Source organism: Pseudomonas sp. FSL W5-0299, from assembly GCF_005930655.1.
Lineage (GTDB): Bacteria > Pseudomonadota > Gammaproteobacteria > Pseudomonadales > Pseudomonadaceae > Aquipseudomonas > Aquipseudomonas mandelii.
The window spans coordinates 212,910-227,675 of the sequence record NZ_RXHX01000002.1 but is presented as its reverse complement, the minus strand read 5'-3'; the positions used below and the strand labels follow the sequence as shown (position 1 = coordinate 227,675).

The following is a 14,766-nucleotide window of genomic DNA, read 5'->3' as shown; positions in this document are numbered from 1 at the left end:
AAAAGTTACTCCAATGCCTTCCAGATATCCGTGGCGTACTCGCGAATGGTCCGGTCGGACGAGAACCAGCCCATCCGGGAAGTATTCAACACCGCCGAACGCCACCAGGCTTGCGAATCATGCCAATGGGCTTCCACGCGCATCTGCGCGTCCCAATAGGAATCGAAATCGGCGCAGACCAGGAAGCGGTCGTAATCGATCAGCGAGTCGATCAACCCGGTGTAACGGGCCGGATCATCCGGCGAGAACACCCCGCCGCGAATCGCTTGCAGCACGTCATTCAAACGGTGTGATGCGGCAATATCCGGCGTCGCATTGAACTCATGGTTCTGCTTGCGTGCCTCAACCTGCTGGGCACTGAGACCGAAGATGAACATGTGCTCGGGGCCGATGAACTCGCACATTTCGACGTTGGCGCCATCGAGGGTGCCGATGGTCAGCGCACCGTTGAGGCCGAACTTCATGTTGCTGGTGCCCGAGGCTTCAAAGCCCGCGGTGGAAATCTGCTCCGACAAATCCGCCGCCGGAATGATGCTTTCCGCCAGGCTGACGTTGTAGTTGGGCAGGAACACCACTTTGAGCAGTCCGCGCACCGTCGGGTCGTTATTCACCACCCGGGCGATGTCGTTGGTCAACTTGATGATCAGCTTGGCCTGGTGATAACTGGCCGCCGCCTTGCCGGCGAAGATCTTCACCCGCGGCACCCAGTCGATTTCCGGCTCGGCGCGAATCGCCTGGTACAACGCCACGGTGTGCATCAGGTTGAGTAACTGGCGTTTGTATTCGTGGATCCGCTTGACCTGCACGTCGAACATGGCCGCCGGGTTGACCGCGATCCCCAGTCGTTCATGAATCAGGTACGCCAGGGCTTTTTTGCTGTGCAGCCGCTGCTCGGCGAAGGCTTTGCGGAACGCAGCTTTCTCGGCAAACGGCTCCAGTTCCTTCAGGCGTGCTTCAGCGTTGTCCAACAGGTCCGGGCCGAGGGCGTCGACCATCATCGACGTCAGCTCGGGGTTGGCCTGGTAGAGCCAGCGGCGGAAGGTGATGCCGTTGGTCTTGTTGTTGATCCGCTCCGGATAGAGCTTGTGCAGTTCGGAGAACACGGTTTTGCGCATCAGTTGCGTGTGCAGCGCGGACACACCGTTGACGCTGTGGGATCCGAGGAACGCCAGGTTGCCCATGCGCACTCGGCGGCCGTTGTCTTCCTCGATCAGCGACACCGCGCGCAGCACGTCGAAGTCGTGAATGCCTTTGGCGCGCAACGAGTCAATGTGCTGGGCGTTGATCTGGTAAATGATCTGCATGTGCCGCGGCAGCATCCGCTCCATCAAACCGACCGGCCAGGTTTCCAGCGCCTCCGGCAACAGCGTGTGGTTGGTGTACGAGAGCGTGTCGACGGTGACCTGCCATGCGGCATCCCACGCCACGTCGTAGACGTCGACGAGCTGACGCATCAGTTCGGCCACGGCGATTGACGGGTGCGTGTCGTTGAGCTGGATCGCCGCGTGGTCGCCCAGGGTCAGGACCGAGGTGTGCATGTTGCGATGGCGGCGCAGCAAGTCCTGCAAGGACGCGGCGACAAAGAAGTATTCCTGGCGCAGGCGCAGCTCCTGACCGGCTTCGGTGCTGTCCGCCGGGTAGAGCACGCGGGAGATGCTTTCCGCCCGGGCGACTTCGGCCACAGCGCCCAAGTGGTCACCGGCGTTGAAGCGCTCCAGGTGCAAATCTTCCATGGCGCGGGCACGCCACAGGCGCAGCGTATTGACGCTCGCCCCGCGCCAGCCGACCACCGGCGTGTCGTAGGCAATGGCCCGCACGGTTTCCGCCGGGGACCAGACTTGCTTGGACTTGCCGTTTTCATCGGTGACGGTTTCGACACTGCCGCCGAAGCCGATCGGGTACACGACTTCAGGCCGTTCAAATTCCCACGGGTTGCCGAAGTCCAGCCAGTGTTCGGTTTGCTCCTGCTGCCAGCCGTCAACGATGGCCTGGCGGAACAAGCCGTGTTCATAACGAATACCGTAGCCGTGGCCAGCGATGCCGAGGGTCGACATGCTTTCCATGAAGCACGCTGCCAGACGACCGAGGCCGCCGTTGCCCAGCGCCGCGTCGGGCTCCAGCAGGCGGATACGTTCCAGGTCGACGCCGAGTTCGGTCAGCGCTTCGCGGGCGACGTCGAGCAGGCCAAGGTTGCTCAGGCTGTCGTAGAGCAGCCGGCCGATGAGAAATTCCAGGGAGAGGTAGTAAACCCGTTTCTGACCTTTGCGGTAGATCTGCCGGGTGTGATCCATCCAGTGCTCGACCATGTGATCGCGCGCTGCCAACGCAATGGCTTCGAACCAGTCGTGGTCGAAGGCGTGATCCGGGTCTTTGCCCACCGCGTAGGTGAGTTTGGTCAAGACGGCATCGCGAAATGCGGCCACCTCTGCTTCGCGAACAAGTGGTTCTTGAGTCATCGATAGGACCTCGAGCGAGCGTGGAGTTGTTGAGCCTAGACGGTCTGACAGGCCGTTGGGACTCTGGTTCGGCAGTTTTTCCTGATAGTGCGAGATAGGGCGGCATTACATTGTCATGTGCCTCAATCAATGCAGGGGCCGTGCCGGATTAACGGTGTTATTTGAGCGAAGGAGAAAAAATCTGGCGAAAGGTTGTTCAAAAATCCACCAGTCCCGGTATGATCGCGCGCCCTGATGCACACGCTGGTAACAACCGATGATGAAGTCCAACCTGATCGCCGCTGCGGAGATCGATCGCCTCGATACCTGGGCCAAATATTCTGCACCGATGTGCGGCTCGTGTGTATCCAGCTGCTGCACGCTGCCGGTCGAGGTCAAGATCAAGGACCTGATCCGCATCGGCATCGTCGACGAGTTCGAGCGCGGCGAGCCGCCAAAGAACATTGCCAAGCGCTTGCAGAAGGAAGGGATCGTCGAGCGTTACAACCAGAAGTCCGAGATCTTCACCCTCCAGCGCATGAGCAACAACGATTGCCTGTACCTGGATCGTAAGAGCCGTCTGTGCACTATTTATGAAAAGCGCCCGGACACTTGCCGCAATCACCCGAAAATCGGGCCACGGCCGGGGTATTGCGCATACAAGCCTAAAGAAGTGGTGCGCGAGAGCAGCGCCAGCCGTAGGACGCTTGAGAAGTTCTGATCCGCAATCACGCTGCCGGATAGATCGCCTTCGCGGGCGAGCCTCGCTCCTACAGGTCATGCGCCGTTCTTGTGACGCGTGCAAAACCCGTAGGAGCGAGGCTTGCCCGCGAAGGGACCCGAACTGACACCGCACAAACCCCAGACAAACAAAAACGCCCCCGACCTTGCGGTCGGGGGCGTTTTTTTAGCAGCTAACTAAGTCGAGACTCAGTTACCGGCTTTCTTGGCAGCGCGGGTACGCTCGCTTTCGCCCAGGATCTTCTTGCGAAGACGGATGGACTTAGGAGTGACTTCGCACAATTCGTCTTCTTGAACGAATTCCAGAGCTTGTTCCAGGGTGAAACGGATAGGCGGAACCAGAGCGATGGTTTCGTCTTTACCCGAGGCACGCATGTTGTCGAGCTTCTTGCCTTTGGTTGGGTTGACGCCCAGGTCGTTGTCGCGGCTGTTGATGCCGACGATTTGACCTTCGTACACGTCTTCACCGTGACCCAGGAACAGTTTGCCGCGAGCTTGCAGGGTTTCCAGCGAGTAAGTCAGAGCCTTACCGGTAGCAACCGAAACCAGCACGCCGTTTTGACGGCCGGACATGTCGCCGGACTTCATCACGTCGTAACGGTCGAAGATCGAGGTCAGGATGCCTGCACCGGAGGTCAGGGTCAGGAACTCGTTACGGAAACCGATCAGGCCACGAGCCGGGATGTTGTACTCAAGGCGCACACGGCCCTTGCCATCCGGAACCATGTTGGTCAGGTCGCCTTTACGGATACCGATCTGTTCCATGATCGAACCTTGCGATTCTTCTGGCAGGTCGATGGTCACGTTTTCGTACGGTTCGTGCTTCACGCCGTCAACCATGCGGATGATCACTTCCGGACGACCAACACCCATTTCGAAGCCTTCGCGACGCATGGTTTCGATCAGTACCGAGAGGTGCAGCTCACCACGGCCGGAGACTTTGAACTTGTCGGCGGTGTCGCCTTCTTCAACGCGCAGGGCAACGTTGTAGAGCAGTTCTTTGTCCAGACGTTCCTTGATGTTACGGGACGTCACGAACTTGCCTTCTTTACCGCAGAAAGGCGAGTCGTTTACCTGGAAGGTCATGGAAACGGTTGGTTCGTCAACGGTCAGCGGCTTCATCGCTTCGACGTTCAGTGGGTCGCACAGAGTGTCGGAGATGAACAGCTGGTCGAAGCCGCTGATGCAGACGATGTCGCCGGCAGCTGCTTCTTCAACGTCGATACGGTGCAGACCGTGGTGCCCCATCAGCTTCAGGATACGACCGTTACGCTTCTTGCCGTCGGCGTCGATAGCAACAACCGGAGTGTTCGGCTTGATGCGGCCACGAGCGATACGGCCAACGCCGATAACACCCAGGAAGCTGTTGTAGTCCAGAGCGGAGATCTGCATCTGGAACGGACCTTCACGGTCGACTTTCGGCGCAGGTACGTTGTCGACGATCGACTGGTACAGCGGGGTCATGTCTTCAGCCATGTCGGTGTGTTCCAGACCGGCAATGCCGTTCAGGGCCGAGGCGTAGACGACTTTGAAGTCCAGCTGTTCTTCGGTAGCACCGAGGTTGTCGAACAGGTCGAAGATCTGGTCCAGAACCCAGTCCGGACGTGCGCCTGGACGGTCAACCTTGTTGATCACCACGATTGGACGCAGGCCGGCTTCGAAAGCCTTCTTGGTCACGAAACGGGTTTGCGGCATAGGGCCGTCTTGAGCGTCAACCAGCAGCAGAACGGAGTCAACCATCGACATTACGCGTTCAACTTCGCCGCCGAAGTCGGCGTGGCCCGGGGTGTCCACGATGTTGATGTGGTAGCCGTTCCAGTTGATGGCGGTGTTTTTCGCCAGAATGGTAATACCGCGTTCTTTCTCCTGGTCGTTGGAGTCCATCACGCGCTCGTCGTTGAGCTCGTTGCGCTCCAGGGTGCCGGATTGACGCAAGAGTTTGTCTACCAGGGTGGTCTTACCATGGTCAACGTGAGCAATGATGGCGATGTTGCGTAGATTTTCGATCACTTGTGTATCTCGATCAGAGGATTCGGTGTGCTGACAAGTCTTGGCAGCGATTAACAGTAGAGTCCGGCAAAGCCGTTACAGCTTGACGGCGGCGTCGGGGGGCCGGTGACGCAGGCCACAGGCAAACAGCCCCGGGCACTTAGCTCGGTCGATAAACGCGCACATTGGCATGCCCCTCACTGAGCAAATGGTGGGCATGCAGGCGACTCATCACGCCTTTGTCGCAATACAGCAGGTACTGGCGAGTAGGGTCCAGTTCCTTGAAACGAGCGTTCAATGCATAAAACGGCATCGTTTGTACCTCAATGCCAGCAAGGCCCAGCGGGTCGTCTTCAGCGGCATCCGGGTGACGGATGTCGATGACGATCTGACCAGCCAACGCTTCGCTGACTTCTTCGATCTGCAAGTCCTGGCCCAATTCGTCGATCACGCGATCGATCGGCACCAGTTTGGCGTTCTCGAGCGCACGCTCAAGTACTGCCATGTCGAACTGTTGTTCTTCGTACTCCACGCGCGGACGCTTGGCGTGGGTCTTGGGGTTCACCGAGATGACCCCGCAATATTCCGGCATGTGCTTGGCGAAGTCGGCAGTACCGATTTCGTTGGCCAGGTCGATGATGTCCTGCTTGTGACTGGCGATCAGCGGACGCAAGACCAGCTTGTCGGTCACGCAGTCGATCACGGACAGGTTCGGCAGTGTCTGGCTCGACACCTGGGAAATCGCCTCGCCGGTAACCAGCGCTTCGATGTCCAGCCGATCGGCAATACGGGAAGCAGCGCGCAACATCATACGCTTCAAAACTACACCCATATGACTGTTATCGACTTTCCCGAGAATTTCTCCCAGTACTTCCTCGAATGGCACACTCACAAATAACACGCGTTGGGAGCTGCCGTACTTCTTCCAGATGAAGTGCGCGACTTCCATGACGCCCAGTTCATGGGCCCGCCCGCCCAGATTAAAGAAGCAGAAATGGCTCATCAGGCCGCGGCGCATGATCTGGTACGCAGCCACCGTGGAATCGAACCCACCCGACATCAACACAAGCGTCTGTTCCAGGGCGCCCAGCGGATAACCGCCGATGCTGTTGTGCTGGCTGTGGATCACGAACAACCGTTTGTCGCGAATTTCGATGCGGACTTCGATTTCCGGCTCTTTCAGCGAGATTCCCGCGGCGCCGCACTGACGACGCAGTTGGCTGCCGACGTATTTCTCGACGTCCATCGAACTGAATTCGTGCTTGCCGGCACGCTTGCAGCGCACCGAAAAGATCTTCCCGGCCAGCGCATCACCGAAGTGCTGCTTGCACTTGGCGACGATGTCGTCGAAGTCGCCCAGCGGGTATTCATCGACTTGCAGGAAATGCGCGATGCCCGGCATGCAGCTCAGGCGCTCGGTCATCTCCTTCAGGGCCTTGGGCTCGCTGACGCGGGTTTCCAGCTCGAGATTGTCCCACACACCGTTCACCACCACAGCCGGGTCCAGATCGCGGAGCACGGTACGGATGTTTTTGGCCAACTGGCGGATGAAACGCATCCGTACCGGGCGGCTCTTGATGGTGATCTCGGGGAAGACTTTTACGATTAATTTCATGAAAACAGCGCGCGCAGGCCCAGCCGAAAAAGGGGGGCGCGGATTATAGCGGAAATTGCTCAAGGTTTAACCAGTTAATGTGCAGAAGGTTTTGCGCGCACCAAAACAGGTCATTTGATGATTTTAACGCTACATTGTAGGGCGAGATTTTCCGCTTACAGACGCTTTGTGCCTTTATAAGCGTGATATTGGGGCAAAAAACCCATGCTGGGGCACTGGCATGCAATTTGCTCCCTTGTGAGGCAGGTTGCCTTGGCAGAGTATTCGCGCCGGCATCACCCACATTCTAAGGGCATCCACTACTAAGCCCGAAGCCACCCGGAGGACACTATGTCGAAGTCGGTTCAACTCATCAAAGATCATGACGTCAAGTGGATTGATCTGCGCTTCACGGACACCAAAGGCACTCAGCACCACGTGACCATGCCGGCTCGCGACGCGCTGGATGAAGCTTTCTTCGAAGAAGGCAAAATGTTCGACGGTTCCTCCATCGCTGGCTGGAAAGGCATCGAAGCTTCCGACATGATCCTGATGCCGGACGACTCCACTGCCGTTCTCGACCCGTTCACCGAAGAGCCGACCCTGATCCTGGTTTGCGACGTGATCGAGCCTTCGACCATGCAAGGCTACGACCGTGACCCACGTGCGATCGCCAAGCGTGCCGAGGAATACCTGAAGTCGACCGGTATCGGCGACACCGTATTCGTAGGTCCAGAGCCAGAATTCTTCATCTTCGACGAAGTGAAGTTCAAGTCCGACATCTCCGGTTCGATGTTCAAGATCTACTCCGAACAAGGTTCGTGGATGTCCGACCAGGACGTGGAAGGCGGCAACAAAGGCCACCGTCCAGGCGTCAAAGGCGGCTACTTCCCGGTTCCGCCGTTCGACCACGACCATGAAATCCGTACCTCCATGTGCAACGCCATGGAAGAGATGGGCCTGGTTATCGAAGTTCACCACCACGAAGTGGCCACTGCCGGCCAGAACGAAATCGGTGTGAAGTTCAACACCCTGGTGGCCAAGGCTGACGAAGTTCAGACCCTGAAGTACTGCGTACACAACGTGGCTGATGCCTACGGCCGCACCGCGACCTTCATGCCTAAGCCGCTGTACGGCGATAACGGTTCGGGTATGCACGTTCACCTGTCCATCGCCAAAGATGGCAAGAACACCTTCGCTGGCGAAGGCTATGCCGGCCTGTCCGACACCGCCCTGTACTTCATCGGCGGCATCATCAAGCACGGTAAGGCCCTGAACGGCTTCACCAACCCGTCGACCAACTCCTACAAGCGTCTGGTCCCAGGTTTCGAAGCGCCGGTAATGCTGGCCTACTCGGCTCGTAACCGTTCCGCTTCGATCCGTATTCCTTACGTGTCCAGCCCTCGCGCTCGCCGTATCGAAGCCCGCTTCCCGGATCCAGCAGCCAACCCGTACCTGGGCTTCGCTGCACTGTTGATGGCTGGCCTGGACGGCATCCAGAACAAGATCCACCCTGGCGACGCAGCTGACAAAAACCTGTACGACCTGCCGCCTGAAGAGGCGAAAGAGATCCCACAAGTTTGCGGCAGCCTGAAAGAAGCCCTGGAAGAGCTGGACAAAGGTCGCGCGTTCCTGACCAAAGGCGGCGTGTTCTCCGATGACTTCATCGACGCTTACATCGCTCTGAAAAGCGAAGAAGAAATCAAGGTCCGCACCTTCGTACACCCACTGGAATATGAGCTGTACTACAGCTGCTGATCCGGTAGCGCCTGCGCAAGCGGCGTGACAAAAAAGAGGCCTCCTTCGGGAGGTCTTTTTTATGCCCGCGATTCAACAAGCGCTGAAAAACCCTGTGGGAGTGAGACCGGCTTCCCGGCGATGGCATTTTTTCATTCAATATTGATGCTGGCTGATCCACCGTTATCGCGAGCAGGCTCACTCCCACAGGGTTTTGTTGCGTTTGGGAGATCCCTGTAAATCATGCCCGGATGTTTTTGAATTGGGTCAACCGCCACCCCTGACCTATGCTGCACCCCAACGCTTTTGTTTCTGGTCGATTTTATGGGTCGTGGTTTTCTTCTGATGTGGCTGCTGATCGCCCTGCCCGCCGCAGCGCAGATCTATAAGTACACTGACGCCTCCGGCAACACCGCCTACAGCAATCAGCCACCCGATGGCGTCAAGGCGCAGCCGGTCGAGTTGCCACCGCTCAACAGCGTTGCGCCTCAGGCACCTCCCGCACCCGCTGCCGAAGCCAGCAACCGCGAGCCGCCGCGCAGCGCCTATGAGGTGCTGGAGTTGACCGGTTTGCCCACCGACGAAGCCCTGCGCGCCAACAACGGCACGTTCACAGTCAGCGTCCTGATCAAACCGCGCCTGCAAGCGCCGCATCTGCTCAGGTTGTTGCTTGATGGCCAACCCTATGGGCAATCGAGCAACGTGCCGATCCTGCAACTGGTGAACATCGATCGTGGCGAACACAGCCTGGCGGTGCAGGTGATCGATGGCGAGCACATCATCCAGCAAAGCCCGACGCAGACATTTACCGTGCAACGGGTGCACAAGCGATGAGGATGTGGCTGCTGATCGCCTGCCTGATCGCGCTGCCGGTCACGGCCGAGGTGTTCACTTACGTCGACGCCCAGGGCAACCGGGTCTACACCGACCAGCCAGGCTCAGGCAACGCCAAGCGTGTGCCGCTGGCGACGAGCAATCGCATGTCTGCCAACCCCAGCGGGGCCGCGCCGGTGACCGCTACGCAAAAAACCGAAGACAAACCCTTGTTCCACTACGACATGCTCCGCGTGCTGGTCCCGGAACCGGACGCTACGGTCCGTAGCAATGCCGGTGAGCTGATCGTCAGTGTCACCAATGAACCAGGCCTGCAACGAGGGCACCGCTACCGATTGCTGCTCGACGGCCAACCCACCGCCGAGCCGGGCCTCAGTCCGGTGTTTGCCCTGAGCAACATCGACCGCGGCCGCCACAACCTGTCCGTGGAAATCCTCGACGAACAGGGTCGCACCGTCGAACGCACGGCCAATCAACCCTTCCAGATGCTGCGCATCTCCCTCGCACAGAAGCGCAAAGTCAAACCTTGCGCTCTCACCGACTATGGCCAACGGCCGGAATGTCCGCTCAAAGACAAACCCGAAGAAGAAAAAAATCCCTTCCTGCGTTTCTTCTAACGCCGCTCAGCTTTGCGCACTATATTGGTGCAATAGGGTGCACCGTACCCACATCTCAACCCATTTTGGTTCGAAAGTACCCGCAAAAGCTGGCAGAACGCCACGCAAACGAGCGTCAAACGCCCGTTTCAGGCTTTAAACGCTTCTTTTCGGAGCCTTGGTTTGGTTTTTGCATTTTCCTCATATCGGCGCGTTATTCGCGCGCATGCCCTGCTCCAAAAGAGGTCCTAAATGACCATCAGTGACGCACTCCATCGTCTGCTTCTCGACAATCTGACCACCGCTACCATTTTGCTCGATGCCGAATTGCGCCTCGAGTACATGAACCCGGCGGCGGAGATGCTCCTGGCCATCAGCGGTCAGCGTAGCCATGGGCAGTTCATCAGCGAGTTGTTCACCGAATCCACCGAAGCGCTGAATTCCTTGCGCCAGGCGGTCGAGCAGGCGCACCCGTTTACCAAACGCGAAGCGATGCTCACCGCCCTCACCGGCCAGACGCTGACCGTCGACTACGCAGTGACACCGATCCTGGCCAACGGCGCCACGATGCTGCTGCTGGAAGTCCACCCCCGTGACCGCTTGCTGCGGATCACCAAGGAAGAGGCGCAACTGTCGAAACAGGAAACCAGCAAAATGCTGGTGCGCGGTCTCGCTCACGAAATAAAGAACCCGCTGGGCGGGATTCGCGGCGCGGCGCAGTTGCTCGCCCGTGAACTGCCGGAGGAAAGCCTGCGCGATTACACCAACGTCATCATTGAAGAAGCCGACCGCCTGCGAAACCTCGTGGATCGCATGCTCGGCTCCAACAAATTGCCGTCGCTGGCCATGTGCAACGTCCACGAAGTTCTGGAACGCGTTTGCCATCTGGTCGAGGCCGAAAGTCAGGGCTGCATCACTTTGGTGCGCGACTACGACCCAAGCATTCCCGACGTCTTGATCGACCGAGAACAAATGATCCAGGCCGTGTTGAACATCGTGCGCAACGCAATGCAGGCCATCAGCAGCCAGAACGAGCTGCGCCTGGGCCGCATCAGCCTGCGCACCCGCGCCATGCGCCAGTTCACCATTGGCCACGTGCGCCATCGCCTGGTGACCAAGATCGAAATCATCGACAACGGTCCCGGCATTCCCGCGGACCTGCAAGAAACCATCTTCTTTCCCATGGTCAGCGGCCGCCCGGACGGTACCGGGCTGGGCCTGGCCATCACCCAGAACATCATCAGCCAGCACCAGGGCCTGATCGAATGTGACAGCCACCCAGGCCACACCACTTTCTCGATCTTTCTGCCCCTGGAACAAGGAGCCACATCGACATGAGCCGTAGTGAAACCGTGTGGATCGTCGATGACGACCGTTCTATCCGTTGGGTCCTGGAAAAAGCCTTGCAGCAGGAAGGCATGACCACGCAAAGCTTCGACAGCGCCGATGGCGTGATGAGCCGCCTGGCGCGCCAGCAGCCGGACGTGATCATCTCCGACATCCGCATGCCGGGTGCCAGTGGCCTGGACCTGCTGGCGCGGATTCGCGAGCAACACCCACGGTTGCCAGTGATCATCATGACTGCGCACTCCGATCTGGACAGCGCTGTCGCGTCCTATCAGGGCGGCGCGTTTGAGTACCTGCCAAAACCATTCGACGTCGACGAAGCGGTGTCGTTGGTCAAACGCGCCAACCAGCACGCCCAGGAACAGCAAGGCCTGGAAGTCCCGGTCGCCTTGACCCGCACCCCGGAAATCATCGGCGAAGCGCCGGCGATGCAGGAAGTGTTTCGCGCCATCGGGCGCTTGAGCCACTCCAACATCACCGTGCTGATCAACGGTGAATCCGGTACCGGTAAAGAATTGGTAGCCCACGCCCTGCACCGCCATAGTCCACGGGCTGCGTCGCCGTTCATCGCGTTGAACATGGCGGCGATCCCGAAAGACCTAATGGAATCCGAGTTGTTCGGCCATGAGAAAGGCGCGTTCACCGGCGCAGCCAACTTGCGTCGCGGGCGCTTTGAGCAGGCGGACGGCGGCACGCTGTTCCTCGATGAAATCGGCGACATGCCGGCCGACACCCAGACCCGTTTGCTACGCGTACTGGCCGACGGCGAGTTCTATCGCGTCGGCGGTCATACGCCGGTAAAGGTCGATGTGCGCATCATCGCTGCGACGCACCAGAACCTGGAAACCCTGGTGCACGCCGGGAAATTTCGTGAGGACTTGTTTCACCGCCTCAACGTGATCCGCATCCACATTCCACGGCTGTCGGACCGTCGCGAAGACATCCCGACCCTGGCCAAGCACTTCCTCAGCCGTGCTGCGCAAGAACTGGCGGTGGAACCGAAGCTGCTGAAAAGCGAAACCGAGGAATACCTGAAGAACCTGCCGTGGGGCGGCAATGTGCGTCAGCTGGAGAATACCTGCCGCTGGATCACGGTGATGGCTTCGGGTCGCGAGGTGCACATCAGCGACCTGCCGCCGGAACTGCTGAGCCTGCCGCAGGATTCGGCGCCTGTGACCAATTGGGAGCAAGCGCTGCGTCAATGGGCTGATCAGGCGTTGGCCCGCGGTCAATCGAGTTTGCTCGACAGCGCGGTACCGGCGTTCGAGCGGATCATGATCGAGACCGCCCTGAAACACACCGCCGGGCGACGTCGCGATGCGGCGGTGTTGCTGGGTTGGGGACGTAATACCCTGACGCGCAAGATCAAGGAATTGGGGATGAAGGTTGATGGCGGGGATGATGATGAGGGGGAAGAAGGCTAAGCAGCCTCTAGCTCTTCGCTGACAGTTACATCCATTCGCGGGCAAGCCTCGCTCCTACAGGTCACGCGCTAATCTTGAAATGGCGCAAACCCTGTAGGAGCGAGGCTTGCCCGCGAAGCTTTTGGGGCCAACGTGCACCGACTGAATGCACCGTGAACCGCAATCGCGCACAAAAACAAATCCAGAACCCCGCCGGTTTTCGCAATTGAACCCCTATCGAAAAAACACGAAAGCCCCGCAATACGGGGCTTTCGGCATTCCAGCGCAGCTTTCTGTTTCAACTTGTTAAAACCTGGCACGCCCCCTGCAATAGTCCATTCAGTGATTCAGTTCACTACCCGGTTTCGGGGACCTTGGTACAGGCAGGCCGGGGATTCCCCTCTTTACATCGGGCTCATACCGCACTCGCGACGAGCCCCCCAGTTTTGGGGCCCTTGATACAGGCAGGTCAAGGGTTCCTTCTTTACACCGGGCTCGACACCATGCGCGAGCCCTGCCGTTTTGGGAACCTTGGTACAGGCAGGCCGGGGATTCCCTCTTTTATTGCTCCCGGAGATGGATCTCCAGCCGCCAGCGGTCATCGACCTCGCTACCGGTCCACTCGCCGAGCAGTGGCCGGGCCGCTACTACCGTCAGCAACAACCCCCCATCACTCAAGCGCGTCCGCCAGTTCACGACCTTATCGTTGAGCTTGAGCTGACCTTTCTGCGCCTTGCCTTGCGCCTCGAACAGCAGCGCGAGGCTGCCGTCCACGAATTCGCCATGGGATTTGGGTTCGTTGTTGAACCACACCACCAGCCCATCGTCCGTCACCTCGATCTGTTGCAATTCGCTGGGGTCAGGCGTGGTCAGGCGACCGATCATCAGCCCCACCATCAGTCCGACAATCGCCAGCGAACCCATCACCCGCGGTAATAGTTTCGAACGTGGATCGATGGGCGGCGTAGAATGCCGCTCATCTTTACCTTCGGAGCCGTGCATGTTTCACGTCATCCTCTTTCAACCAGAAATTCCGCCGAATACCGGCAACGTTATCAGGCTGTGCGCCAACAGTGGCTGCCACCTGCATTTGATCGAACCGCTGGGCTTCGAGATGGACGACAAACGCCTGCGCCGGGCCGGCCTCGACTACCACGAGTATGCCACCCTGCAACGCCACGCGGACCTCGCCAGTTGCCTGGAAAGTCTTGGTCATCCACGGCTGTTCGCGTTCACCACCAAGGGCTCGCGCCCGTTCCACGATGCCAGCTTCGCCGAGGGCGACGCGTTCCTGTTCGGCCCTGAAAGCCGTGGCTTACCGGCGGAAGTGCTCGATGCCCTGCCCGGCGAACAACGCCTGCGCTTGCCGATGCGCGAAGGCTGCCGCAGCCTGAACCTGTCGAACACCGTGGCGGTCGCCGTCTACGAAGGCTGGCGTCAGCTCGGTTTCAAGTAACACCCATAACAAATGTGGGAGCGAGCCTGCTCGCGAAGAGGGCGTGTCAGTCGACATCAATACCGACTGAAACACCGCTTTCGCGAGCAGGCTCGCTCCCACATGGGTGTTGCTGAACCGCTTACTGAACGGTCGGAGTCTCGCCAGCCGCCTGCATGCGTTGCAGTTCTTGTGCGTACAGCGCGTCGAAGTTCACCGGCGCCAGCATCAGGGCCGGGAACGAGCCGCGGGTCACCAGGCTGTCCAGGGTCTCGCGAGCATACGGGAACAGGATGTTCGGGCAGAACGCGCCGAGGGTGTGGCTCATCGAAGCGTCGTCCAGGTTCTTGATCAGGAAGATCCCGGCCTGTTGCACTTCAGCGATGAACGCCACTTCGTCACCGTTTTTCACGGTCACGGACAAGGTCAGCACGACTTCGTGGAAGTCGCCTTCCAGGGCCTTTTGACGAGTGTTCAGATCCAGACCGACGCTTGGCTCCCACTGCTGGCGGAAGATCGCCGGGCTTTTCGGGGCTTCGAACGACAAGTCACGTACGTAGATGCGCTGCAAGGAGAATTGCGGTGCGGTTTCTTCTTCGCTAGCTGCAGTGTTCTGTTGGTCAGTCATCTCAGATCCTTTCTGATCTTGGGGTCT

12 protein-coding genes are annotated in these 14,766 nt (G+C 58.9%); 7 read left to right on the top strand and 5 right to left on the bottom strand.

The annotated features are described in order from the left end of the window. Positions 1–5: 5 nt before the first annotated feature. Complete coding sequence (locus FHL16_RS04815; RefSeq protein WP_077747594.1) at positions 6–2,456, bottom strand: glycogen/starch/alpha-glucan phosphorylase; 2,451 nt, start codon at positions 2,454–2,456, stop codon at positions 6–8. A 259-nt stretch (positions 2,457–2,715) separates the two neighbouring features. Between FHL16_RS04815 and FHL16_RS04810 the strand changes: the two genes are divergently transcribed. Then, entirely contained in the window at positions 2,716–3,156 is a 441-nt protein-coding gene (locus tag FHL16_RS04810; protein ID WP_102593477.1) for a YkgJ family cysteine cluster protein, read from the top strand. Between the two features lie 209 nt (positions 3,157–3,365). Here the strand turns inward: FHL16_RS04810 and typA are convergent, their stop codons facing one another. Next, the gene (gene typA / locus FHL16_RS04805; protein ID WP_010464551.1) at positions 3,366–5,186 is read right to left on the bottom strand and encodes a translational GTPase TypA; all 1,821 of its coding nucleotides are present in this window, start codon (positions 5,184–5,186) and stop codon (positions 3,366–3,368) included. A 139-nt stretch (positions 5,187–5,325) separates the two neighbouring features. Next, on the bottom strand, positions 5,326–6,780 hold the full coding sequence (gene thiI / locus FHL16_RS04800; RefSeq protein ID WP_077747593.1) for a tRNA uracil 4-sulfurtransferase ThiI: 1,455 nt from the start codon (positions 6,778–6,780) through the stop codon (positions 5,326–5,328). Positions 6,781–7,110: 330 nt separating this feature from the next. Between thiI and glnA the strand changes: the two genes are divergently transcribed. From glnA to ntrC, 5 genes are all read left to right on the top strand, one after another. Further along, on the top strand, positions 7,111–8,517 hold the full coding sequence (glnA, locus tag FHL16_RS04790) for a glutamate--ammonia ligase (protein WP_010464555.1): 1,407 nt from the start codon (positions 7,111–7,113) through the stop codon (positions 8,515–8,517). A gap of 303 nt (positions 8,518–8,820) precedes the next feature. Beyond that, positions 8,821–9,330, top strand: a complete 510-nt coding sequence (locus FHL16_RS04785; RefSeq protein ID WP_077747591.1) for a DUF4124 domain-containing protein — start codon at positions 8,821–8,823, stop codon at positions 9,328–9,330. Then, a complete protein-coding gene (locus FHL16_RS04780; protein ID WP_077747590.1) occupies positions 9,327–9,947 on the top strand; it encodes a DUF4124 domain-containing protein in 621 nt (206 codons plus the stop codon). Before FHL16_RS04785 ends, FHL16_RS04780 begins: the two co-directional genes overlap by 4 nt. Positions 9,948–10,178: 231 nt before the next feature. Then, a complete protein-coding gene (gene glnL, locus FHL16_RS04775) occupies positions 10,179–11,264 on the top strand; it encodes a nitrogen regulation protein NR(II) (protein WP_010464561.1) in 1,086 nt (361 codons plus the stop codon). Next, positions 11,261–12,697 (top strand): nitrogen regulation protein NR(I), encoded by a 1,437-nt coding sequence (ntrC, locus tag FHL16_RS04770; protein ID WP_010464563.1) that lies wholly within the window; start codon positions 11,261–11,263, stop codon positions 12,695–12,697. The genes glnL and ntrC overlap by 4 nt, the downstream gene beginning before the upstream one ends. 540 nt (positions 12,698–13,237) lie before the next feature. Here the strand turns inward: ntrC and FHL16_RS04765 are convergent. Continuing rightward, positions 13,238–13,678 (bottom strand): hypothetical protein, encoded by a 441-nt coding sequence (locus FHL16_RS04765; protein ID WP_010464565.1) that lies wholly within the window; start codon positions 13,676–13,678, stop codon positions 13,238–13,240. On the opposite strand from FHL16_RS04765, the gene FHL16_RS04760 reads away from it, so the two are divergent. After that, on the top strand, positions 13,677–14,132 hold the full coding sequence (locus tag FHL16_RS04760) for a tRNA (cytidine(34)-2'-O)-methyltransferase (protein ID WP_007949025.1): 456 nt from the start codon (positions 13,677–13,679) through the stop codon (positions 14,130–14,132). The genes FHL16_RS04765 and FHL16_RS04760 overlap by 2 nt on opposite strands. Positions 14,133–14,253: 121 nt before the next feature. Here the strand turns inward: FHL16_RS04760 and secB are convergent, their stop codons facing one another. Continuing rightward, on the bottom strand, positions 14,254–14,739 hold the full coding sequence (gene secB, locus FHL16_RS04755) for a protein-export chaperone SecB (RefSeq protein WP_007949026.1): 486 nt from the start codon (positions 14,737–14,739) through the stop codon (positions 14,254–14,256). Between the last annotated feature and the right edge of the window lie 27 nt (positions 14,740–14,766).